Source organism: Paraburkholderia phosphatilytica, assembly GCF_003443895.1.
Lineage (GTDB): Bacteria > Pseudomonadota > Gammaproteobacteria > Burkholderiales > Burkholderiaceae > Paraburkholderia > Paraburkholderia phosphatilytica.
This window is the reverse complement of record NZ_QQOA01000012.1, coordinates 69864-92649: the sequence shown is the minus strand read 5'-3', so window position 1 is coordinate 92649 and position 22786 is coordinate 69864. Positions and strand designations below refer to the sequence as shown.

Genomic DNA, 22786 nt, shown 5'->3' with positions numbered 1-22786 from the left:
TATGTTGATCGATGTGCGGGCGGGTCAGTGCGGCGTGCTTGCGGGCTTCATGAAGAGCGCCTTCTCTTCGGTGCGTCGCGTCTTGAGACCAGCCATAACATGGCCGCCCGCCAAATCCCAGCGGTCGAACTGCGTCGCGGCGTCGCCGTAGTTACCGGCGTTGAGCATGCGCAACAGGGTCGAACTGATGAAGTTCCCGGCGCCTTCGTTGAACACGAAATCGCTCAGTGCGTCGAACTGGTTTTGGTTGATTGTGGCGACAACGTACTTGTTCACCACGAACGCGGCCTTGCGCAAGTCAGCGACAATCCACGCTTCCGCCTGTGCGAGCGTAATCACCATGCGCGGCGTGACGTCGGGTCCGGTATGCCCCCATCCACCCGTCCACGGCGCGCCGTCGAGATGAGCCATTGCGACCGGGATTGCCTTTCCAGACAGAACGCCTTGCCACAGGCCCGCGCTCTGTAGCGCTTTGCCGAGTTCGGATGCCGGGTCGGGATACGCGATGAGATACAGCCCTTCGGATGCCTTGGTGAGGGCTACGCCGTTTTCAGATACCTGCATCATTGCTTGTCCGCCTTTGTGTCGAGTTTGTCGCGCACGTTGTCGAGCTTTTCAAAGATGAGCTTTGCAACTTCGTCAAAACGATCCGTGTAGGCCTCGAAGCGCTTCACCGATACGTAGTCCTCCGCCACATGCAGGGCCAGCGCTGCGGTAGCGTCTTCGGCTTTCTTGATGCGCTCGCTAGTCGCCGCTTCAGATGCAGTTAGGCGCGCGTTTGTGCTTCGGTATGCCCAAAAGCAAAGCACCGCGAACGCTGTAACGATCGCGAGCGACCATTCATTTACGATGTGAACGTCCATCGAATTCCCATAAAAAAAGCCCGCACGCGGCGGGCTCGATGACAGATAGACGGTTTGTTACGCGGGCTTGATGGTTGCGTTTGCGAGGCAATGCCCTTTGCCGAAAAAGAAATCGATGATGGGGCTGACGATCTTTGCCCAGCGCGCGCCCTCAATCAGGCCGTTGCCGGTGCGCGCTGAAATCGTCATGTAGGCCGGATTGCCGAACATGCCGCCCATCGCGCAGTCATAGCCGATTGCCATGTTCTCCGCGCGGGACGGAACACCGAACGACAGTTCGCACAGCATTCCTACATACATGATCGGCATCGTTACCACCATCAGAAGCCATACGGTCAACAGTTGAAGTCGGCTCATTGCGGCCACACTACGGCTTGCACGGCCGCCACAGTGGTAGCCGCGTTCACTTGCGCGACGAGAGACAGGAGTTGCGTGTAGTCCGGCGCGTCGACGGCTTCCATCGCAGCGGCGAGCCCTTGCAGGTCCGCATACGTGAAAGGCGTTACCGCCTCGCCCCCAGCGGATAGCCACAGATTGAGGGGCCACGTACCCGCCTTTTCGCTCGCGAGCATGGCGTTTTGCAGGTTCGATTTCGCCGTTGCGTCTTGATTGAAAGTCGCCGTAGTTCCCGCCGCCGTCGTGTAGCTTACAGGCGCGGTGATTGCCGCCTGATATGCCGAATTCAACGCTGCAATTTGAGCGGCCTTCGCGCCGGGGACCGTTGCAGAAGGATTCGAAAACGCGAGATAACGCAAATCGGTTGCGTCTATCTCACCCTGATTCGGATACTCGTTTGCATCCTGAGAGCACCCGAACGTCGCGACTACAACGGTTTCCGTTGCATCCGCGAACTGGACGAAAATCGTAGTCATGTTAGAAATCGTACCCAATGACAGAAACGGTCGTTGTGACGCTACCTTGGCACGTGTAATAGGTAGTTTGTGCGGTAATTAGCGGGATATTCTTCATCGTGCCGTAGGAGCTAACTCCGCTCGCGACATACCCACCGAATTGACGCGCGCCGATCTGATTCGACGTGCCGCAAAAAGTTACGTCCGTGTTGCCGCTGGAACTTGCGCCGCCGACAAGGCCGCTGGCGTCGAATGTCTTTGCATTCTTCGGAACAGCGGAAGCGATGCTCAGCGACTGGTTCGTTGCGGAGGTCGTTGTTGCCAGAACCTGAACAGGGAAGCAATCAATGTGTCGATCAAATTGATTGCCGATCTGCAACAGACCACCGCTCGTAGTCGGCCACACGCTGAGCAGTGCGCTAGCCGTATATCCTGCTGGCATGTGCCCGTTGGAGTAAACGCTAGGGGCAACGATGCTCGTCGCGTTAACGCCAATCAGGTTGAACGTGTTCGTTGTCGGATTGTAGATGCCGTAGATCGCGACATAGCCACTGGTAGGCGCACTACCGGTATCCATCGCCCCGGCACCATTGGCGCCGGCGAGATTGATCGATCCGCTAGCGTTCCCGACGCAATATCGAAGGCCGCCGAGCGCGGTTTCTAGCACGACTTCGTCGGTGGTCAGCGAGGCCGAAGCGCTCGCGGCGCCCACACTCATGACCAGATTGCGCACCTGACCGACGACGCCGGAAACCTGCCCGAACTGCACTGCATGGCTCGCGGATACTGCCGCCGCAACCTGGTCCGATCCGCCAGTGCACGCAAGCAAAATCCACGAACTGATGCTTGCTTTCCAGATAACCTCAACCTTGCCGCCAGCGACAATTTCGTTCCCGGTCAAGGCCTGATGTGCCGCGCCGAGAATCGGGTATGCGGTCAGCCCATTAACGGAAAACGTCGATGCGCCCGTGTTGGTGTGCGCCGCCTCGAAAACCAGAGTCTGATTGTTCTTGAGCGCGGTAATGGCGGGCAGGTAGCTAGCCGCATACGCGTTCGCTGCGCCCGTGTCAGTCGCGGACGTGGAAAGCGATCCTTGCACGATACCGAGCAAACTGGCGGGCATGACCGGAGCATTGCTAACTGCGGTGATGTTGCCAGCCGTAATCGTTGCGGCGCCGTATGCAACCGTGACGACGTACAGCGCGAATTGACCGGCAGGCGTCGAAGGCGTCGTTTGCGATCCGGTCGTGGCCGGAACGCCAGCGGTCAGCGTCAGTTGCACCGTGTCTTGCCGCGTGGTGTTCTGCGACACGCCGGTATTGTTCGGGCCGCTAAACGCAGCGGCAGGATTGGCCGCGTCGTAGTACGGCAGCACGACCGGGTTAATGTCCTGCTCGATGAACGCGGCGGAAATCAGGTAGTTAACCGAATAACCGACCGTGGTAGGCGCGGTGAGCGCGAGCGATTGCGCAGCCTTCAAGATGCCTTGCTTCTGCGTCGTGACGGAATCGGCGACGAGCGACGAGTAATTCGTTGCGTCCAACACCGATTGCGAATACACCGCGCCAGGCTGCACCGAAACCGACATGGACGCCGGTACGGTGGGGATGCACGACAGACCGCTAAACAGCGTCGTGGTCCCGAAAATGTCTTGCGCAAGCTGACCGATTGCGAACAAAACATTTTTGTTCGTGTTCAGAATGTCGGTTTCGAGCGGGATTGCGCCGGGGAAAACTACTTGACGGTCCATTGATTACCCAATAGAAAAAGCCCGCACGGGGCGGGCTTGTGAATTCGAATTGACTGGTGTTTTCGCTTAGGCGGGCGGGTTGGTGATGCTCACCCATGCAATCGTGGCGGCTGGCATAACGGAAGCGATTGCCGCGTAAATCTGCGCGTCCGACACGCCCGTTGCTACATCGGAAATATCGACGTAGGACGCTCGCGAAGGCGTCGAATAGCCGCCTGCGTAGTTGCCGTAACCATTGACATAGGGGATGCCTTTTCCTACAGGGCGATATGCCGTGATGAACGCTTGATACGGATACAGCAGAGAGCCGTATGCGCCTGCAACGCCGTAGCCCATCGCATACCCGTATGCGCCTGTGTCTTGCGGTCGCGACGGCTCGATGATCGTCGGCGCGTTGCCGGTTAGCTGCGTCAGGATGCTGATGACAGCGCGCCGCGTGCCTCGCTCGCGCAGCATGTTGATGCTGATGCGGCTTTGATACGATCCATCCGCCTCGTTCGCGTTGCGCTGCAATCCGGTCGATCCGAAGTAGTCGACGGCGAACAGGTCGAGCCATCCGCCTGTCGACGTCGACAAACGAGCCTGTGCAATGAAAAACTGCACTGACGTGTAGACCGTCGCTAACACATACGCGATGCCAGACAGAACAGCATTGATGACGGTCGCGCCAAGCGGGAACCAGGCATTCGGCATGCGCGCCCATAGACGCGCGAGAAAGTCGCTTTGATCGCCTGTAGCCATTACGTCACCGCGATACTGGAGAGCTTGATAACCTGCTGATTCGTCGCCGTCAGGTCGACTGTCACGCCGTTGAGCGTCAGGAGCGTAATGCTGATGACGTCCGGCGACGTATCGAGCGCGATTTGACCGAGACGGAAATACGAAAGCGACTGCCCGAGCACCAGCGCATTGACATAGTTCGTGATCGCTGTTTGCACGAGCGCAGCAGTCGCGACGTGTCCGACGCCGGTCGAGGTTGTCTCGATCGCCATAACGATCGACGCATTCAGAATGGACGGACCAAACACGCCGAATGTCGACGTGAAAGGACGAACGGCATCCACTGCGCTGTACACCGTAGAAAGGACCGTGCTTGTCGGGTTACCTGTGCCATCGTCCACGATGACATAGAAGTAACCCGGCTGATACGTGCCGCCCTTCGTGTAGTTCTCCGTCGCGTTGCAGGCGAAGTTATCGCCGAGCACCAGGATTGCCGCGAGAATTGCCGCCTTCGTCGCCTTCGAGAGGGACGCCAGCCACGCCACGAAACGGATGCGCGCTGCCGCGTCGCTTTCTGCGTTCTCGCCGTTCGTGAATGCGAGCGGGTTCGTTACCGTGTCTACGCCGGGGATCGACTGATACAGGGCATTGATTGCGTTCTCGCTGACGTTGCCCGACGCATCGGGCAGGCTGAGCGAGTTCGACCCAGGCGTGATGCAGGTAACAGGCACCGAAACGGACGACGTGCCAGCGGGCAAGTCGTATCCGTTATTGGTCGCGTCCCATGCTGCATTGGACGTGTTTTCGACAACCTGGTATTGCAGCGCGCCGTTCTGCGTCTGAACGATCGAGCCGACAGGAATTAGCGCCGCATTCGTAGGCGTGAAGCGCGAGAATGTGACGTTACCCGATGCGGCGGTAGGTGCGAGACGGGAAAAGCCGAACTGAGCAAGCCACGAATCCAGGTCCGGTCCGTTGGACGACGCCGCACGGGTGAGCGCGATGCCTTGCAGCACTAGCGACTGCAACCATACGCCCATCCAGCTTGTCGCTTCGCCAATCGACCGGATGACCGAGCCGATAACGAAATTTAGAAGCGTCGAACACTTACCCTGGACCGTTGATGCAAACCCGCTCAGAAACTGAGAGAACGAATTCTGTTGTACGGTCATTTATTCAGGTCGAAGGAAATAACCGCAGTGCGGCCGGTTATCGTGTTGTAATAGGTAATGTCAACCGTCGCCGTTCCTAGATCGTCCTGCACGACAGACACAGAGGGAATCGGTACACGCGCCACGCCGGGGAAGGTGACAAGTACGCTCGTGATGAGCGCAGCAAGCTCGCTCGAATCGATAGACGAGCCAATGCGACGCGGGAGGCCCGCGCCCCATTCCGGATGGTCGGTGTAATCAGCCTGTGCGACCGGATCGCCGCTTACGTCTTTCAGAAGCGGGTTAGTCAACAGGGCGCGAATGATTTCCTGCTCTGTGCTGTCTGTTGCGCTGGCTACCTCAAGATCGCCAGTAGGACTTACGGTTAGATCATTACCCCAATAGTGGTAAATGTCGCTCATTAACCAACAGGGGGAGTTGTGTTGGCGCCGCCGTTGCCGTTGCCGTGATAGTGGCCCGATCCAACGTCTGTACCGTTGTTTGTTAGGGTGCCTTCCGTCGCGACGTTCCCGTTAATGTTCATGTTTCCGGTTACGGTGGACGTCTGGCCGTTGCTGTTCGTGCCGCTGATTGCCATTCCGCCTTGGCCCGTGATTTCTTCCTCAACTAGTAGCGTGCTTTGCATCTGCACAGGGCCGACGAAATTGTGTTGCGTTGCCGTGTACGTGATTTGCGCGTTCGCCGTGACGGTTATGGTTCCGTCCGCGTTGAACTTGAGACACGACGTAGACGGATGAACGATCCAGGTATCGCCAGAAGGGACCGGACCAGGAGGCATGTCGACGGTATTGAAAAATCGCCCGGTGATGCGCGGGGCGTCCGGGCTACCGCCGTCGAACGTGACTTGCACCATGTCTCCGGGCTCGCCGTTGCTTCCGACGTTAGGCCCCGACACGATGCCGAAGCCATTACCGATCGCTGCCGCGCCAAGCGGAATCCAGCCAGGAACCTCAAGGTTTTCAGGCTGAATCAGAACCTTTACTGCGTATGCGTTCGGGTCGTAACTCGTCACGAATCCCGTGCGCGGCATGCTCAGGTCGAGCATTGCCAGCGCGGCGCGTTGCGACATTGCGTTAGCTAGATGCTTGCCCATTGCTTGCGTCCTGTGCGTCTGGAGACATGTTCTTTGCGCCGATGGTCAGGCAATATCCGCCTTCGATGTCGAGCGACCGTTTTAGCGTGTCGGGGTAGTACGTTTGATCGAACGCGGTTCCAGTCCCGCGTATGCCGATCGAACTGTTTTTCGTGATGCCGTCGTTACCGGCTGCTGGCAACGCTATGTCGCACTTCATTTCGTGCTGCACCAGTTCCTGATACTTCGCTTGCGCGAGTTGAACGCATTGTTGCTGCGTCTTGTTTGGAACATTGAAGTAGTAGACCTGAGGCTCAGAGCCAGCCTGAGAGCCAACACCCTGTTTCGGAATGCTGTTTCCAGGGTAGATCGCCGTGAACGATCGCTTCATCTTGTCGTGCAGCGAGCGGACAACCACAACGATTCCTTTTGAAACCGTCAGCGCTCGCGTGAACTTGATCGATTTGTAGTCCGCAATTGGGAATCCATTTACGGGGCTACGCGGGAACCAGTTAAGAATCTGGCTAGGTGGAGCGCTCGAATCGGGGATAGGCTGGAAGTACAGCGACGTCCCTTGCACGTACACCGTGTAACGCTCGAATCGCGCAAGTTCGCAGAGAATGTCCCATTCCGTGCGCGCGTTCGTCATCTTGTCGTGGTCGATCTGATAGAACTTGCCGACCTGCGTCGACGTCGCCGTGACAACCGGTGTCAAGCCGTGGCGTTTCGCGAGTAGCGTTGCGATTTGTGACGATGTTTTGTTCTGCCACTTCTCCGTTGTCTTTGCGTCCTGAAACACGCGCGTCAGGTCGCGGCCTTTCAGGGTGATCGTCGCGACTTCCGGATCGAATTCGACCGTATCGACCTGACCGTAAATCCATTGAGTCAGTTCGTTGAGCGCCCAATTCGTCGGGTCACTTGGCGTTCCGCCCCAAAGCGACACGTACATGACTTTCTGACTGGTCATCCATGCCGCGTCGTATGCATCGGGCAGTGCGTTCGCTGCGAAAACTACTTCGAATGTGTCGGGCGAATGGTGCGTGTTGTTATCGACTTCCCAAGACACCCAGCCGCCCACAGTTACGGGGGCGGCGTTCGTGTCAGTTGAGATTTGCACCGCGCCCCGTACCGTGGAGCTAGGCACTAAGGATGCCTCCAGAACCGCCGCTGTACGGCGGGATGGTGATGGTTTGGAAACCAGAGATATTCGGATCGGACCCAAGTTGCGGGTTCGCCTGCATGATCGCCGTCCATCCGGACGTGTCGCCGTAGTACTTCGAGGCGAGGTCATAGGCGTTCCCGCTTCCGACGTTCACCGTTCGAATTCCGGTGTTGATCTGACCGAGGTTCAGGCCGATTCGACCGAGCACGCCGGATAGCTGAATCAGACTGCCTTGATTCGCCATTGCCGTGACTTGCGACGTAAGCGCGGTTACCTGCTGCGAAAGCGGGTTGCCGGGCAAGATGCCGCCGACAGTCGACACGCTCAGCAGCGTGTTATCCGTCGACGCAATGAGCGTTGAAACCTGAGATTGCACAGCCTGTAGCGGTTGCAGAACGCTCGCGACAGTGCTTTTCGCCGCATTCGCGAACGTCGACACAGCGCTTATTGCCGATTGCAGCGACGACATGGGCGACGACAGCGCAGAGAAGGGCGACGCAAGGCTACTGGCCGTCGTCATGTCTCCGTTAATCAGGTCATCAATCGAATCCGTTCCGCCGTCGCTCGTGTTGTTCGTGAGGTCATCACTCACAATGATCGTTATCGAATACGGAATCTGGTAGTCCCGTTGATACTCGGCGGCAAAGTCGCCTATCACGACGTTGTACAGCCATTGCGACCAGGAGAGCGTTACCTCCTGGCCGCTGTCTTTCATCGCCTTGAGCGTTAGCGCGCGCTGCATCGCATTCGAGCCGGTCAGCCAGCCAGAAAACGCGATCGGGTCGTGATCCGTACCGAGCACGTCGATTTGCCGAGCGCCGCCGATGAAGCGGTGAACGGCAAGCCGTTGTTGCGTTCGAATCTTGATGTGTTCGGGAATCTCCGCGTCTTGAAAAACGAAACTGCCTAGAGCTAGTGTGATCGCCATTAGTAAGACATCCCCGCCGTTGCCTGCCCGAACGTCGAATCAAACGTGTTCGACTGGCTCGCCGATGCCGCCGCGTTGCCTAGATGCTTATCGAGCACCTTTCCTACCTTGGAGCCATCCATGTAGACGTCACCATTGCGGCCCGCGTTAGCCTGCGCCGCCGTGCGAACGTTGTCGGACGGCGAATCGTCAGTGATACCCAGGAATTTGCCCAGCTTGCCGAGCTTTTCGCTTACCCAATGCCAAAGGCCAGCGAACACGGACACGATCTTGTCGCGGAAAACGTAAATAGCCACGCCCGCCGCAACGAGCGCGACGCCGAGCGCAACCGGCCAGCCAACGAGGTCGACAAATGCCAGCGCGACGAACCGCAGAACCGTGAATGCGATCCTTCCGACCGTCCATAGCTTCGTCAGAACCGACCACAAACCTTTAATCAGGCCCGTGACGCGCATAACGGCGCCGATGAGTACCGAGATAGCCCCGGCCGCCATCAGAGCCGCTGAGAGCCCTAGAATCGCCTTGACGAGCCCAGCAAGCTTTCCAGGGTTCGCCTGCAACCATCCGTTTAGCTTGATGAATGCCGCATTCAGGAACGTGAGCCCCTTAACGATGATCGGGAGCGAGGTTTCGCCGATCATCAACAGCAAGTCCGACTCGCGCGCGCGAAGCTCCGCAACCTGGCGCGCTTGCAGGCCGCCCACTTCGGTAGCGCTGGCAGAAATGCCGTGCTGGCGTCGAATCGCTATTTCTGACGCGTCCATGAGCTTTTGCTCGCGGAGTGCGCCAGTAAGGAACTTAGAGCCGCCCGTGTTGCCGACCAGTTGGTCAACCTGTCGCCGATCGGCGTCGGTCTTTGCGCCATACCGCTTGTAGAACTCCGGCATGTGCTTCTGCGCCCATCGATCGGGGTCCGTTACGAGCGTGCCCGAATCGATCACCTTGCCTTGCTTGTCGAGCACTCCCAGGTCGATGAGTTTTCGGTATTTGCCAAGCTGCGGCTTCTCTCCAAGCCCGACGTGCGCGAGAAGCCGGTTTTCAAGGGTACGCAGACTGACCGCGAACGTGCCGCCCATCTGCTGCATAAGCGGCTCGGAACGCATCATGAACCCGTCCGAAACCTTTTGCATGTCGGCGGGGTCGTTTTTCATGATCGACGCCAGCACGTTCGCCTTGAGCGTGCCGCCGCCCGACTGCATGATGCGATAGAGCAGGTCGGCGCGTGCTTCGGTGTTGACGCCGTTATTGAAGCCGCCCGACATTTCGAGCGCCTTCACGAATGCTTGTTGCTGGGCGACGCTGGTATGCGTGCCGCGCGCCTTGTCTGCCGCTTCCATCATTGCGAGGATCGGCGCGAGCTTGACCGTTTCGTCGGCGTTATCCCGGCCCGCGTCACGGGTGAGCGCGAATGCTTCTTGGCCTACGGCCATCTTGTCGTTAATCGACAGCGTCGCGGTGCGCGGGTCGTACTTGTTTGCCCACGCGCTGACCTGCGAAAGCTGCGCCGCCTTCGCGCCGTGGTTCTGAATATCCTTCTGGATACGATAGTACTTGTCGGCTTCCTTGTTGGCGCGCTCGAATCCCAGCGCGATAGCGAACCCGACGCCGCCCGCTACCATCCCGCCAACAATTAGTTTGCTTGACGTCGAAAGTGCTTTAAACTTCGCGATGAGGCCGTCCGCTTCCTTCTGCGTCTTGGAGAAATCGCGTTGTAGGAGCAAGAGCCCCTTCGTAACCTCGTTTTTGAGTGAGAGGGTTACGCCAATCTTGAAAGCATCGTAAATTTCCGCCTCCCTGGGGTTGAATATGAGAAGGCCGTTGTATCTGCTGCACGAGTGGGCCGCCGATCACTTCCCGTTCGTCCAGTACCCTCGCATTCGCCGGGTTCTCCCGAAGCGTGCGCCGCTGCTCCAGCGCGTCGCGATATGGGAAATCCGCGCCGCATGGAGCATTGTGAAAGCCGCGATAGGCTTCGCTATCGTCGCGCTCGCACTCGCCGCGCTGGTATTTGCTTTCGGCATGATTACTGGACTATTCGCCGGGTGAGTTGCGTACCGGGCGACATGCCGCGCCCGAGCAGGCCGCCAACACACGCGGCGCCTATCTCTTCGCGAATCACGTCTTCACTTTCGACGGCGGCCGGACCCAGGAAGGGGCGGGGCGGTATCTTGTCCGTCCCAAGCTCCTGATACACCGCCTCATCGGCCGTCGATCCGATAATGGCCTCGCCGGGGTGAACCTCCTTCCCGATCGAGTCGCGCATTTCGCCAGTCAGCAGCAGCGGGGTATTCGGCCCTGCATCGCTCGCGGCCTCGCCGTCTACGATCACCTGTACGTGATGTTGAACGGTCGCATCAGCGAGCGGCGCCCATTCGTCAAAGTGTTCTACGGCGTCCTGGTACTCGCCAAGCTTTCCTTTCGCCGTCTTCTTTATGTGCTCTGCTACACGATCAAGCCCGGATTGCACTTGCATTGCCTGCGCAATAGCCGCGCTTTCCAGGTGCGCAGCAAATGACGCGAGGCTGGTAAAGTTCATCATTTCCGCTCTTTGAACTCCATGCGGTTGTAATCGAATTCGTTTCCTTCAAACTCGCTGAAAACGATCGAAAATGCCGTTCGTGTCACGTCGTCAATAGAAAACGCAACATCGAACGGCACACCATTCCGAACCAACCAAAGCGCCTCGCGAACCGGAGCAGAGCGCGCTAGTTTTTTACGCCTTCCGCTTGCTCGTCTTCGGTCGCGCTGCCGAAGTGTTCGCCGACCGCTTCCATGACCGCCGTAACGCCTTCCTCATCGAGGCGTTGAATCGTCGCTTCGATTTCGCGTTCCGTATTCGGATAACGCACCGCCTGGCCGTCGATCGACGTAACGAACGTGATCGGAATAACCATGCTCACGTACACATTGTTTTTCGCAGCATCGCCGAGGATTTTCACGAGCCGGAATTGCGACAGAATCCCCGGCTTTTTCAGGGTGATCGTCAGGCCGTTGGCGGCCTTGACGGTGACTTCCTTCGCGGCTTCGGCGACGAGCGCGGCGGACGGCTTGGTTTCGGCTTGTGGCGTGGTTTTCTTGCGAACGCTAAGGCTGGTCATGGATAGTTAGGATTACGAGAGTTGAACGCGCGTTTCCGCGACGAAGGCAAGCTTCTGTTTGACTGTTGCGTCGCCTGCCCAATCGCCAGCGTCATCGAGCTTGAAAATCACGCCGGTATAGATGAATTGGGACACGCTGCCGTCGACTTCGGTGATCGTCTCCGTGATGGTCGAGGCTTCCAGGTTCATGCCCGCGTAGTAGTTCGCTTCCTGGAGCGCGATGAACGTGTCAATCGTCGCGTCCTGGCGCTCCACTTCGAACGAGCCTGCCCAGCCATCCGGAAAGATCAGGTGCCGGGTGCGGCCGTCGAGCCCCTTCACCTTTACGTCGGTCGTTTCCGGCCGAGCGGTAAATTTGGTGATGAGCGACAGCGACATGGGACCGGTCGAGGTCTGAATGTTGACCGCGAGGTCGCGGCCAACGGTAAAGCCGTTGAGCGGCATCTAGACTCCAATGAAAAAAGCCCGCGCTAGGCGGGCTTGTCGATTACGACTGTTGGACGCTGGACTGGATGACGACGGTCTGACCGCCTTGCAGGTTGATGACGAAATAGAACACCACCGATAGGTATTTCACGGCGACGTTTGCCGTCATGTACCCGGCTGCAACCTGCGAATCCGTGTTGTCATCGGACGAAATGTCGACCGTGAACGGAACCTTTGTCGGGTTGTTCACGTCGCCGATCATCTTGGCTTTCCACAAATTCATTAGGAAAGCTTGCATTGCGGTCTGCGCGTCCGTGCGAAGGTCGGTTGTCTGGTTTTCACCGATGACCGATCCGAACGCATTGGCGAGCGTGAGCGCAATGTAATTCGTCATGCGCGTGTAGTTGTCGCCGAGCGTCGCCGCATTGCTCGATGCGTTCACGCCGGTTTCGCAACCGTAGTACGCACCGCCCGGACACGGATTCGAAATGCAGTCGAGGCGCGAGGTCTTCACGAAACCGATTTCGCCGCTCGTGTACGGCTGGTTCTGTGCGACGCGTTGCGTGGTGACGATTCCGGCAATCGGCTTGTTCAGCGACGACTTTTCCGGCGACAGCGACGCTTGCAGGCCAGCCCAAAACGTCGTCGGGCCAAGCAAACGCTGCTGGTTGTTCGTGTTGTCTTGGTACGTGATCCAGTCGCCGACGAACACTTTCAGGCCGTAGCCGTCCGCGCCCGCCGTGTTGAGTGCGGTTGCGACGGTCGCGTAGTTCTGGCCCGGTTGACCCTGCGCGCCGAAATAGATGCCTTCGGACAGGCCAAGCGCGAGCACGGTCGAGGCGGCGGTAATGTCAGAGTGGTCGACCAGGCAACCGACTTGCGAGCCCGTACCGCGCAAGCAATACATGCCTTTGCGCACGCCCGCGATGCCGTCGACGCCGACGAGCGTCGAATCCACAACGCCGGTCGTGCCGTCCGCGCCGCCCGTGAGCGCGTACGTGGTCGACGTGTTCGGCGTTGCCGTCGACACACCAATCGTTGCGATGACGAGTTGCGAGGGGCCGCGCGTGCCAATGCCGTTGTTCACAGCGTTGACGAGATTCGTCCAGAACGTCGCGCCCGTGCCGGGGATGTTGTCGAACACTTCAGGCTGAAGGTTCGGCATGGTGATGGTCAGCTTGTACGTGCTTTGCTTCGTACCCGTCGTGATCGCCGCGCCGATGTTGTTACCCAGCGAGCCGGTATAGAAGCCGGTCAGGTGCGCGCCGATCGCGGGCGTGCCTGCCGTGTCCATCAGCGTTCCCGCTGCTGCGGTATCCGTGCCGTCTGTCACGCGCACGTACTGGACTGCCGTTGCGCCGAGCAGCCACCAGATACCGAACGCCGTTGCAAGGTCGTACTTTCGTACCTGCGCCGCGCCAAGGTAGCGCGTCACATCGGACGGGCCGCCGCACAGGGTCGGCGCATTCACCGGACCCCACGAGCCGACGCCAACGGCGCCGAGCACATTCGAAGGCACGCCGTTGATAATCATCGGCGGCGGCTGAATTTGCAGGTAAACGCCGGGAGCACTGAGGGCCGTCGTGTTGAGCTGGCCCACTTGATAAATCGGCATTGAGACTCCAATAAAAAAAGCCCGCACGTGGCGGGCTTTTCATGGGTTGAGAGGTTGCTTACGAGACGATGCCGGTTCCGGCGACCTTCATGCAGTGGTGCGCGTAACCGTCATCGATCACGCGTTGGATTTCGTCCGGGTCGGTGATCTTCGAGCCGCGCTCGTTGAATTCGAATTGATGCTTGACCACGAAGTGAAACGGCGCTTCGGCCTGTTCGACCTTCTTTTTTGCGGTTGCCATGTTCCTGATTAGGAGAGAGGGTTAGGCACGTTGCCAGTGCCGACGATGACGGCTGCGGCCGTCTGCTGTTTCGTGGTCGCGTAGTCGATCATGTATCGCAGGTCCATCCGGAACAGGCGCGCCTTTTCGCCTAAGTCCTGTTGCGGGGCATCGTGAAACCGGATCGTTGCGTAATAGCCGTCCGGCATCACAATGCGAATCACGCCGGACAGCAGCGGATCAACCACGTTTTCCAGGGCCGTGCGCTGCGCTGGCGTGTTACACCAAAGCGTCACCTGAAACAGGCGTTCCTGGTTCTTCACGACCTGAGCGACGATGCCGCTACCGCCGACGCGAACCACACCGAGCGCCGCGTTTGGCGCGAGCGTGATAACCGGGCCGCTAGACGTCGTGCCGGGGTATTGCTGCGCGATGAGCGTCGCGAGCGCGGAAGCAATCGACGTCGGCGTGTCGGTCGGCTGCACCGAATACGTGTACGGTGAATTCGCGACGAAGATCGCGAAGTTCTGCACAAAGAACGCGGCCGGTTGCGCGCCGCCTACCGTGACAGTCGCGCCGCTCGCCGTAAGCGTGAACGTCGGTTCGTTGTTCAACACGGTTCGCCAGCGAGTCGGGTAACGTGTCGTTTTCTTCATCATCGGCGTGCCGTAAATCGACACGTTCGCGATGCCCTGCGATAGGTCGGGGTCCATCGAAATTGCGTTCGGCCATCCGCAGCCAACGCGGACAGGAAAGCCCACGCTGGACGCCTGGCCGGTCCCGTTCGGGTAGAGCGCGGACGCGATCAAACCCGCCAGGACGTTTTGCACGTCACCAACGGATGCCATATAGCCCTTATGTCTTGGCCTGCATTGCCGTGATCCGCCACCCGAGCGGCGAAAGCTCCGCGCTCGAAATGATGAAGCGGCGGCCGGTTGCGTCGGCTATCAGGTCGTTTGATTGAAGCGTCACGCCCGCCACGTATGGCGCGAGAATCAGCCACCACGGCAAGCGCGCGTCGCCCGGTAGGTCGACCGGGCCTTTCTCGCCCTTCGTGCCTTGCAGAACTGATGCAGGAAAGCCCGTCATCAGCGGCGTTTCGTTCGCCGCCGTTGTGCCTTCGTAGTTGGAAACCTGCCCGAACTGCGTCTGTTCCTGCGCGCGCGTGAAATTCAGCGTCGCATTGCACTGGACCGCTAGAATCGGCTTTATCTGCTGCATGGCCGCGATAAAGAACGTGCCATCCGCGCCGACCAGGTAATCACCTACCTGTGCTTGCGTGCCGTCTAGCAGCGCGTACCATGTTGCTTTTGCATAGCCTCGCGGCTTCGAGTAGGTCATATCCTCCGCATTGAACGACGCGTTAATCGTCTGCAATGCGATTTGCAGCGGGTTAGACGGGCCGCTGGGACGATACTGCGTGTACGCTGTGCCGATGTACTGCGCGGACTTGGCATAACCGTAGTAGACCTTTTGCTGTAGCGTGGCGCCGTTCATTGCTACACCACTATTCGCAGCGAACCAGGGCCGTTATCGAAATACGGGCCTGGCTGAACGCCGATGAACGCGCACAGGCGTTTCGCCCAATACGTGAAAAGTTGCGCGCGGTCTGCGACTTCATTCTTATTGTGCTTCCAGACCGCCGCCTGGTCGGTGTCCAGGTTGTTCGACGCGGCGGGAATCGCGTTCTCCAGCGTGGCGAGATTCGCCATGTAGACCGTTTGGCACGTCGAGATTTCCGTGTCTGACATGTTCGTCAAACGAAACTCGAGAGTGCCGTATTGCTGGAAAAACCGCCATCCGAACGCCTGAACCGGAACGCCGCCATATGCCGGGAATCCGCACCATCGGCGAATGTCGACCCGGTTTTGGTCGGTGAAGGATAGGAGTTGCCCCATATCACCCCTTTACGGTGTCTTGAACCGAGCCCCCGCCTTGACGAGCAGCGCGATTTCAGTCGCGTCCGTGACGTGATCGCCAGCCGCCCAGCCGTGCGCTACGTCGTCTTCATCGAAGTACGCGTAAGGCGCGATGAGCACGAGCGCGTCGGGGAGCGCGGAAGCATCGCCGCCGATCGGTTCGTTCTGCGGATTCGCGGCGCCTTCCGTGGCGCCGGTCGTGGTTGTCGGTTTCTTGATTGTGCGTGCCATAGGTGGAAGCCCCGCCGAAGCGGGGCGCGTCGATTACAGCGATTCTAGGATGACGGCGCGTTTGAAATACGCGGTCGAGGCCGTCGGGATGATGAGTTGCGTTGCGGTGATGTCTGTCGGCACGCAGAAGCCGCCGATGTAGTACCACGACTGCGCAACGATCTGTTGCAGGCGGTCCAGCGGCTCGCGGGTCACCATGCACACAGCGTCGACCATCGCCATTTCGGCGTTATTGCCCGCCGTTTCCTGGTAGCCCGTGCTTTCGTAGTCGCCTTCGATGAGCGCGCCTTGACCGCACATGATTGCGCGCTGCACGGTGTTGCCGTTCAGCGTCTGGAGCAGCGCTTCCGTAGTCGGGATGAAGCGCGCGCCGAGCAGTTCGACCACCATACCGGTACGCCACGGCGTGGACTCGTATCGACCGCGATAGAGCAACTGGAATTCCGGGTCTTTGAACAGGCCCTTCATCTGGTTGTCCGAAATGAACGTCGGATACGCGCCGCCGACCGAGGGAACGCCGTTCGAACGCAGTTGCGCGACGCCAGCTTGCACGCAGTCTGCCGTCAGCGTATCGCCGGACACGAGCAGCGACGTATTGGCGCGGCTGTTCGGGCGGAACACGCCAGGTGCATAGCCCGACGTCACCGTGTTGCCAACGGTGCCATCCGCAACGGTGACGTTGCTCGAAAACGTCAGCGTGCCCGAGATACCGCCCGGAGCCGTCGACACATTCGAGCCGTCAGCCGTGGCGCCGGTCAGCGTGTACGTGTCCGACGCGATCGTGACGGGCATGGTGTAGGTCGGCGAAACCGGAACCATCGTGCCATTGCTGGGCGTTGCGATCACGCCGCTGTCCGAGTACACGTACTGGAAGCCGCGAATGTCGTCCACGTGGACGGTCGCCGACGCGGCGCCGAGCGTGGTTGCGACACGGGTATTGCCGCCGAGGTACGAAGCGAACAGGGTGTTGCGGGCGAGACGGTCGAGCGATTGCGCGGCCTGCACGCCGTTCACCTTGGCGTTCACCAGGAATTGCGACGCGATGCCGACGCCTTGCGTCACGGTGTTGAGGTCGATCGTGTCCCCGTACATGTTGATCGAGAGCGTGTATTGCTCGATCGTCCACGTGGACGGCGTCAGACCGTTGTCGAGATTGGTGTTGCTCGTCGGGTTGAGCGGCGTCGTGGTCGGCGCCTTCATACCGTGGCGGGTCTTCGTGACGGTTTCACCGACCTTGTTCGGGAAAACCTCGCGATCGGCGATCGAGCGGAAGCCGAGCACCGATTGAAGGCCGGCCTCGAACTCGCGATCGAGGAAACCTTGCTGAATTGCGGGTTGCAGTGCAGCCGGGAAATTTTGAATCGGCATGTATCAGGTCCAGAAATGAATAAAGCCCGCTAGGCGGGCTTCGTGTGGGTTGGGTGCTACCGAGGTATTACCGGATCGCGCCGAGCGGCGCGGCGCGGCCTTAGCGCTTGCGAGCGTTGGAGAGGTACGCCGCTTTCTGTGCGTCGTAATCCTTCTGGTCCATATTCCGCACGTCGACGGGCTCGTTTTTCTTCGATTCCGGCGTCTTGGTTTCGGTGTGCGACGTGTTCAGGTCTTTGAACAGGTGCGGCTTCGATTTCTTCGCCGCTTCGAACAGTTCATCGGCGCCGACCAGGTTGCCGTCCGCATCGAGCTTCACCGCCGAAATGTCGAGCAGCTTCAGCGCATCGCCGACGTCCACAACGCCATGCTTCAGCGCAACGGATTTCAGTTCGGCGCGCATCACGCGGGCGTCGGCGTCTTGCTGGGCCTTCGTGATCGCTTCGCCGTTGGCCTTTTCCAGTTCCGCGATGCGCGTTTGCGCGGCCTTGTTCGCGGTTTCCGTCTCGCTGTACTTCGTGCGCCAGCTTTTGTTTTCCTCGCGCAGTTCGCTCACGTACTCGCGGGAAAACGATTCGCGTGCGGGCGCAGTTGCGGTCGCGCCGCCGTTCGGTGCACCACCACCGCCGTTTTCGCCTTCCATCAGGAAGCGATTCACGGTGCGGCCGAGGCCGATCATGGGGCGGAAGTTGAAGCCAGCGAAGGTGTGTTTTTGCATGTCGTTGTGTCGGGCATCAGCCCTTCAAAATGAAAAGGGCGCCCATCAAGAGCGCCCATCTGGTTTGGCGAATCGTCGCCGGGTTACGTGCCCGAGTTGTCGGGAACGGGTTTCGGTGCTGCGGCTTTCAGAGCAACGGCGTTTTGCTGCTGCACGTCGGCATCGGCCTTTGTGCGCGCCAGTTCCTCATCTGCGGCTACGTCGTATTCCTGCGCGATCGATCGCGTAGCGGTTTCCTTGGAAAGGATGCCGCCTTGAGTGAGCGTCGAGAGCGCGCCAGCTTCGTTCGTCTTGTCCGCCCACGTCGGGGCGTAGAACTCAGGCCAGCGAAGCTTGAGCGGCTTCGTAAGCTTGATCGGTTCGATTCGCTCGCCGTTGGAGTCGACCAGCTTTCCGGTCTGCGATACTTTCGCGATCATGCGGAACAGTGAGAGCAGGGCGCCCGCTCCATACGTGATGCGCAATCGTGCGCACAACTGGATAAGCGCCATGTTCATAAGCTCCATCGCACGACCAGACGTCGCCGCCGCGAGCTTGTCGGAATCGGCCTTGTTGCCGTTGATCGCTTCGAGCGCGGTTTGACGCAAGCACTTGCAGAACTCAATCAGCGCTTCGGTTCCGCCCCCGGAGATTTCCAGTAGCTTCGCGTCGCCTTTCTCGCTGACTACCAGCGCTTCGCCCGCGCCCTTCACAAGCTCGCCATTCGACGTTTGCGGGGCTTTCACGACCAGCGTAGGGTCAAGGGCGTACTTCATCGATCGGCCGCCCTGGGAGAGCAGGTAATCGATTTCGAGCATGGTTTCAATCGCCTTGTCGAACGTGCAACGGCCATCAATGCCGTTTCCGCCCGGTTTGGCGAGGTTCTGAGCCCAAATGATCGGGACGAATCCCAGCGTGTGCCCTACGGTGCGCTTTCCGTCGACCTTTCCGGGAGCGCTGTAGCTCTTTTTCCCGTTTGCCCGCCACGGCGCATACCAGATTTCCTGGGATTCCGTCCAATCGCGACGAAACCAGAAATCGGCCTGCATGTCGGTATCAGGGATGGCGTATCCACCTTCCGCGAGCACTTCGCCTTTGACCTTGTATTGCTCGCGCACGCTCTGTAGCACGTCGGGCTGATTCGCCTTCCATGTCGGCGTGAGAAATTGCGTTTGCAGCACATCGAAGTACAGGCGATTCGACAGAACGCGCATGCGGATCGCGACAGAGCCGACAGAGCCAGCGATAACCGCAGTGTCCATCAGCGCGGCAATCTGTTTGTCCTGCGCGATTGCCTGCAACGCGTCGCCTACGCCGTCATCGTCGCTTTCGATCGTTGGGAAGTGCTCTTCGCTGAAGAGCAGCGAGGCGGTGTGCTCCACGACCAGCGCGCACAGGTTCGATCGAACGCTGGGGCGACGCTGGCGAAGCGTGACATACGCTTTCGTGCTGTCCGTCTCGCAGTGGAACGGGTGTTCCAAGTCATCGTACAGTGTGCCGTCGAGCACTTCGTTTAGGCACTGAATGTCGAATGCGCGCTGCGGTAGGTCTTTGTCCTGGTTCTTTGTTTCCTTTAGCGCCCGCCACATTGGGCAATCTCCTAGTGCAGGGCCAACGGCCGGTTATTCAGGCTCGAAACGATCGAGCCGTTCGGGAGCGGCGTAACCACTATCTCAACGCCTCGCGGGTCGACGCTCTGAAACATCGCGCTCAGCGCTTCCGCTGCGTCCTCGCGGCGAATCGACTGCATGATTACGATCTGGTCTGCGGGCGAATACCCGCGTTTCACTTTTCGCTTTTTCATCGCGCCTGATGGTGAGAAGTGGCGTTTTGCGCCGGGATATAGCAATGCTTCGTGTACAGGTAGTACCCGATTGAATCGGGCATGTGATCCGCGCCGCTCTTTTTGTCGGGCTGGCCCGTGAGCGGGTCATACGTCAATTGCTCGAAGTTCTCGATAACCGTTTCGCACGACGGATCAACGAAGTAGCGACGCTGATACAGGCTGTTCAACAGCCAGCCATTCACGAAGTTGATACGGTCCCGGATGAGCGGGTGCGCTTCCATGTGAATGACATTGAACCCGGCAGACTGCAAAATCAGAATGTCGGTCAAGCCCTGCGCGCTGGTCTTCTGCTGCGTGCCAGCCGGATCGGGATAGATCGTGATGTGAGACACGTCGCGTTTCGTCGGATCGAAAGACGCTCTGCCGTATCGGTCTTTGATTTCCTTCGCCATTTCGTGCGTGTTGGACGACATGAGCACGATTTCACCGATGCACCACACCTCGCCGTTAGGCTGTTCCTGGTGCACGCTCGCGCTCATCGGATTGACGTTGAAGTCCATCCCAATGTGTATCGGCAATTTCGGGTTGTAGGCGCACGGCTTGACGTTTTGCTCGCGGTCGAAACACAGGTAGACCGTGCCTTGCGTCAGGTTGACGAACTCGCCGTTGAGGTACGCCTCGATCAGTTGCGGCGGGTACGATGCGCGCAATCCGTCGATATAGTCGTCGGGCAGGAACGGATTCGACGCCGTTCGCGCCTGCAACAGGCGATAACCTTTCTTCGGGCTCTTTTTCCACGTCTTGTACGTGAATTTGAACCCTTCCGGCGTGGTGTACGCGCTCACGCGGTTCATCTGCCTGACAAGCTTTCCTGTCTCGCGCGAGCGCATCACAATGCGTTGTCGATTCCGCGCGATGATCTTTTGCCAGGCAAGCTGCGCCTTTACTTCGGGCAACACGTCCAGTTCGTCCACGTGGGCACGAAACGACTCGTAACCGACGATGCGAACCGGGTTATCCAGCGTGCGAAGGATGAAATCCCCGATTCCTCCGCTGGACGTGTAGATGATGTTTTCCGACTTGTTGTAGCGATACCGAACGCCCATTTCGGCAAGCTTTGACTCCATACGCGGAGCCATAATCAGCCGGATAAGGTCGTAGGTCGGCTCGTACAGCGCAATCACAGCACTGGACGACATGTAGGCGTCACGCACCGCGCAATTCGCCATCGTCTCAGACTTGCCACTGCCGAACCCGGCCACGAATGCCGGGTATTTGTCGGTCAGGTTGAAAAACTCTTGCTGCGGCGCCGTCATCACGAAGCGGCGCTTACTCATCGTCGCCCGCCTCGCCGTCGCGGTACAGGTGGACGTTCTCAGCCGTCACAACATGCACTTCGAATTCCGTCACCGGGCCATCGTCGCCAGTGAGCGGGTTCTCACGATCGGCCTTGATAAGCTCCGCACGCGTCTTGGTGAGCGATTCGAGCCGCTTCGTTAGCCGCTCATAGTGCGCGCCGTAGTCGACGCGCTCTTTAATCGTTTCATCGCCCGCCGTGAACTCGCTCGCCTCGCGGTCGTGGTGCTTGACGATTTCGAGGCCGTTCGGGTCGTTGTCGTGCGCGTCGTGCCATGCCTGTATGCATCGCGCGATCAGATGGCGGGTTAGCTCGATTTCAGCGTCGAGGCGCCCCGTTTCCGACTTCACGTCGTCATGGCGCGCCTTTTCCTCTTCGGTCAGGAACCTGCCGTACAGACCGTGCGTCCGCCCGTTCTGCGAAATAGCTTGCTTGCCTTCATCCGTTTTTGGGCCGGTTGATAGTCCACCGTGCACCCGGCATACGTCCCGACCGGCTACCGCCTTGGCCTTGCACGGCGCCCCCGTGCGGGTTTTTGCCTTGCATGGCGCTCGCATCGAATATTCTCGTTTTGGTAGTTGACATATCACCACGATAGGTTCACAGTACGAGACATGGCAACCGGGAGCGCGATATGTCGCTAGGGGAACAGGGGTGGAAATTCATGGTTTCGCCTGACCGGACGCGAGCACGTTGGGCTCACGGCGAACAGGCAGAGGGTTACGCGCAGTGCGGCTGGCACGACTGCACGGGCATGACCGGGCAACAGTTCTACGACTTCATGAAAGGCAAGCAATGACCGCACGCGGCGCATACAACATCGTTTCGCAACCCGAATTCGAGGCGATGCTCACCAGCATTCTGATTGACGACGCGCTGATGACCGCACGCGACATTTCGCGGGCAACCGGCGTCAACATCAACACGTGCGAACGCAAGCTGACGCGCGCACGCACGAACGGCGTTATCCAGTTCGTCCGCGAAAACAAGGGCGGGAAATGGGCTATCGGACGCGACCCGAAGTGCGACGCCGAAAACACGGACATTTCGCAGGTTCGCCGCAAGTTGGGGTTCAACGAGGCAAGCATCGTGCGTCGCGCTATCGCAGCGTGCCGCAAGCTGTCTCGCGATCCGTTCACGCGCCTTGTGCAGGAGTTGCAATGCTTCGCGCCAGCGTCATAGCCACTCAACCGGCGCTTGCGCTTATCGGCGGACACGACGCTGGGCCGCTGTTCGCGATCAACAAGCGCCGTGAACTCGTTCGCCCGAAAGGGCGCGAGGGAACCGTATGGCGTCGACAGGTCAAGCGTCGCACGCCGAAATTCGCCGACCGCAAGGCTATCGCCGACGTGTACCGAGAGGCCAAGCGACTCACTCGCGAAACCGGAATTCTGCATGTGGTCGACCACATCGTACCCATGTGCGGCGGCATCGTGACTGGTCTTCACGTGCACTGGAATCTACGCGTCATACCGTGGCGAGAGAACGCGCAGAAGGGCGCCTTTTGGTGGCCCGACATGCCCGAGCAACAAGAAGCCCTTTTCTAACCCG

At 59.2% G+C, this 22786-nt stretch carries 29 protein-coding genes; 3 read left to right on the top strand and 26 right to left on the bottom strand.

The window, feature by feature from the left end; all coding sequences use genetic code 11:
- Positions 1 to 24: 24 nt before the first annotated feature.
- From DVS29_RS15320 to DVS29_RS15265, 12 genes are all read right to left on the bottom strand, one after another.
- Positions 25 to 567, bottom strand: coding sequence for a lysozyme (locus DVS29_RS15320; RefSeq protein ID WP_118181313.1), 543 nt, complete (start codon positions 565 to 567; stop codon positions 25 to 27).
- The gene (locus tag DVS29_RS15315; protein WP_118181312.1) at positions 564 to 863 is read right to left on the bottom strand and encodes a hypothetical protein; all 300 of its coding nucleotides are present in this window, start codon (positions 861 to 863) and stop codon (positions 564 to 566) included. Before DVS29_RS15315 ends, DVS29_RS15320 begins: the two co-directional genes overlap by 4 nt.
- Positions 864 to 920: 57 nt before the next feature.
- Positions 921 to 1220, bottom strand: a complete 300-nt coding sequence (locus tag DVS29_RS15310) for a hypothetical protein (RefSeq protein ID WP_118181421.1) — start codon at positions 1218 to 1220, stop codon at positions 921 to 923.
- Complete coding sequence (locus DVS29_RS15305) at positions 1217 to 1735, bottom strand: DUF4376 domain-containing protein (protein ID WP_164707925.1); 519 nt, start codon at positions 1733 to 1735, stop codon at positions 1217 to 1219. The genes DVS29_RS15310 and DVS29_RS15305 overlap by 4 nt, the downstream gene beginning before the upstream one ends.
- A 1-nt stretch (position 1736) precedes the next feature.
- Positions 1737 to 3464, bottom strand: coding sequence for a hypothetical protein (locus tag DVS29_RS37835; protein ID WP_240655632.1), 1728 nt, complete (start codon positions 3462 to 3464; stop codon positions 1737 to 1739).
- Positions 3465 to 3530: 66 nt separating this feature from the next.
- Positions 3531 to 4157 (bottom strand): hypothetical protein, encoded by a 627-nt coding sequence (locus tag DVS29_RS15295; RefSeq protein ID WP_240655630.1) that lies wholly within the window; start codon positions 4155 to 4157, stop codon positions 3531 to 3533.
- 47 nt (positions 4158 to 4204) lie between these two features.
- Positions 4205 to 5356 carry a baseplate J/gp47 family protein gene (locus DVS29_RS15290; protein ID WP_118181310.1) on the bottom strand — a complete coding sequence of 384 codons (1152 nt, stop codon included), beginning with the start codon at positions 5354 to 5356 and terminating at the stop codon, positions 4205 to 4207.
- A complete protein-coding gene (locus tag DVS29_RS15285) occupies positions 5353 to 5757 on the bottom strand; it encodes a phage tail protein (protein WP_118181309.1) in 405 nt (134 codons plus the stop codon). Before DVS29_RS15285 ends, DVS29_RS15290 begins: the two co-directional genes overlap by 4 nt.
- Positions 5757 to 6449 (bottom strand): type VI secretion system Vgr family protein, encoded by a 693-nt coding sequence (locus DVS29_RS15280; protein ID WP_124800652.1) that lies wholly within the window; start codon positions 6447 to 6449, stop codon positions 5757 to 5759. Before DVS29_RS15280 ends, DVS29_RS15285 begins: the two co-directional genes overlap by 1 nt.
- Positions 6430 to 7395, bottom strand: coding sequence for a hypothetical protein (locus DVS29_RS15275; RefSeq protein WP_124800651.1), 966 nt, complete (start codon positions 7393 to 7395; stop codon positions 6430 to 6432). The genes DVS29_RS15280 and DVS29_RS15275 overlap by 20 nt, the downstream gene beginning before the upstream one ends.
- Before the next feature lie 169 nt (positions 7396 to 7564).
- On the bottom strand, positions 7565 to 8518 hold the full coding sequence (locus DVS29_RS15270) for a LysM peptidoglycan-binding domain-containing protein (protein WP_118181306.1): 954 nt from the start codon (positions 8516 to 8518) through the stop codon (positions 7565 to 7567).
- Complete coding sequence (locus DVS29_RS15265) at positions 8518 to 10239, bottom strand: phage tail tape measure protein (protein ID WP_124800650.1); 1722 nt, start codon at positions 10237 to 10239, stop codon at positions 8518 to 8520. Before DVS29_RS15265 ends, DVS29_RS15270 begins: the two co-directional genes overlap by 1 nt.
- Before the next feature lie 97 nt (positions 10240 to 10336).
- On the opposite strand from DVS29_RS15265, the gene DVS29_RS15260 reads away from it, so the two are divergent.
- A complete protein-coding gene (locus tag DVS29_RS15260; protein WP_124800649.1) occupies positions 10337 to 10564 on the top strand; it encodes a hypothetical protein in 228 nt (75 codons plus the stop codon).
- Here DVS29_RS15260 and DVS29_RS15255 read toward each other — a convergent pair.
- The 14 genes from DVS29_RS15255 to DVS29_RS15185 form a co-directional block, all read right to left on the bottom strand.
- Positions 10542 to 11057 (bottom strand): phage virion morphogenesis protein, encoded by a 516-nt coding sequence (locus tag DVS29_RS15255; protein WP_118181303.1) that lies wholly within the window; start codon positions 11055 to 11057, stop codon positions 10542 to 10544. The two genes, DVS29_RS15260 and DVS29_RS15255, sit on opposite strands and share 23 nt — an antisense overlap.
- A gap of 166 nt (positions 11058 to 11223) precedes the next feature.
- On the bottom strand, positions 11224 to 11616 hold the full coding sequence (locus tag DVS29_RS15250) for a hypothetical protein (RefSeq protein ID WP_118181302.1): 393 nt from the start codon (positions 11614 to 11616) through the stop codon (positions 11224 to 11226).
- 12 nt (positions 11617 to 11628) lie between these two features.
- Positions 11629 to 12060, bottom strand: a complete 432-nt coding sequence (locus DVS29_RS15245; RefSeq protein ID WP_118181301.1) for a hypothetical protein — start codon at positions 12058 to 12060, stop codon at positions 11629 to 11631.
- Between the two features lie 43 nt (positions 12061 to 12103).
- Positions 12104 to 13657 carry a phage tail protein gene (locus DVS29_RS15240; RefSeq protein ID WP_118181300.1) on the bottom strand — a complete coding sequence of 518 codons (1554 nt, stop codon included), beginning with the start codon at positions 13655 to 13657 and terminating at the stop codon, positions 12104 to 12106.
- 58 nt (positions 13658 to 13715) lie between these two features.
- A complete protein-coding gene (locus tag DVS29_RS15235) occupies positions 13716 to 13898 on the bottom strand; it encodes a hypothetical protein (RefSeq protein ID WP_118181299.1) in 183 nt (60 codons plus the stop codon).
- Between the two features lie 8 nt (positions 13899 to 13906).
- Entirely contained in the window at positions 13907 to 14590 is a 684-nt protein-coding gene (locus tag DVS29_RS15230; RefSeq protein WP_124800648.1) for a hypothetical protein, read from the bottom strand.
- 142 nt (positions 14591 to 14732) lie between these two features.
- Positions 14733 to 15374 carry a hypothetical protein gene (locus tag DVS29_RS15225; RefSeq protein WP_118181297.1) on the bottom strand — a complete coding sequence of 214 codons (642 nt, stop codon included), beginning with the start codon at positions 15372 to 15374 and terminating at the stop codon, positions 14733 to 14735.
- Positions 15375 to 15376: 2 nt separating this feature from the next.
- Entirely contained in the window at positions 15377 to 15775 is a 399-nt protein-coding gene (locus DVS29_RS15220) for a hypothetical protein (RefSeq protein WP_118181296.1), read from the bottom strand.
- Positions 15776 to 15784: 9 nt separating this feature from the next.
- Complete coding sequence (locus DVS29_RS15215; RefSeq protein WP_118181295.1) at positions 15785 to 16027, bottom strand: hypothetical protein; 243 nt, start codon at positions 16025 to 16027, stop codon at positions 15785 to 15787.
- Between the two features lie 33 nt (positions 16028 to 16060).
- Entirely contained in the window at positions 16061 to 17395 is a 1335-nt protein-coding gene (locus DVS29_RS15210; RefSeq protein WP_118181294.1) for a major capsid protein, read from the bottom strand.
- A gap of 100 nt (positions 17396 to 17495) precedes the next feature.
- Positions 17496 to 18113, bottom strand: a complete 618-nt coding sequence (locus tag DVS29_RS15205; protein WP_118181293.1) for a phage scaffolding protein — start codon at positions 18111 to 18113, stop codon at positions 17496 to 17498.
- Positions 18114 to 18196: 83 nt separating this feature from the next.
- The gene (locus DVS29_RS15200) at positions 18197 to 19681 is read right to left on the bottom strand and encodes a phage portal protein (RefSeq protein WP_118181292.1); all 1485 of its coding nucleotides are present in this window, start codon (positions 19679 to 19681) and stop codon (positions 18197 to 18199) included.
- Positions 19682 to 19892: 211 nt separating this feature from the next.
- Positions 19893 to 21215 (bottom strand): terminase large subunit domain-containing protein, encoded by a 1323-nt coding sequence (locus tag DVS29_RS15190; RefSeq protein ID WP_205962456.1) that lies wholly within the window; start codon positions 21213 to 21215, stop codon positions 19893 to 19895.
- Positions 21208 to 21792: an HGGxSTG domain-containing protein gene (locus tag DVS29_RS15185; RefSeq protein ID WP_118181290.1), complete on the bottom strand. Its 585-nt coding sequence runs from the start codon at positions 21790 to 21792 to the stop codon at positions 21208 to 21210. The genes DVS29_RS15190 and DVS29_RS15185 overlap by 8 nt, the downstream gene beginning before the upstream one ends.
- A 238-nt stretch (positions 21793 to 22030) precedes the next feature.
- Here DVS29_RS15185 and DVS29_RS15180 point away from each other — a divergent pair, with 238 nt between their 5' ends.
- A complete protein-coding gene (locus DVS29_RS15180) occupies positions 22031 to 22417 on the top strand; it encodes a hypothetical protein (RefSeq protein WP_118181289.1) in 387 nt (128 codons plus the stop codon).
- A complete protein-coding gene (locus DVS29_RS15175; protein ID WP_118181288.1) occupies positions 22396 to 22782 on the top strand; it encodes a hypothetical protein in 387 nt (128 codons plus the stop codon). Before DVS29_RS15180 ends, DVS29_RS15175 begins: the two co-directional genes overlap by 22 nt.
- The last annotated feature ends 4 nt before the right edge of the window (positions 22783 to 22786 follow it).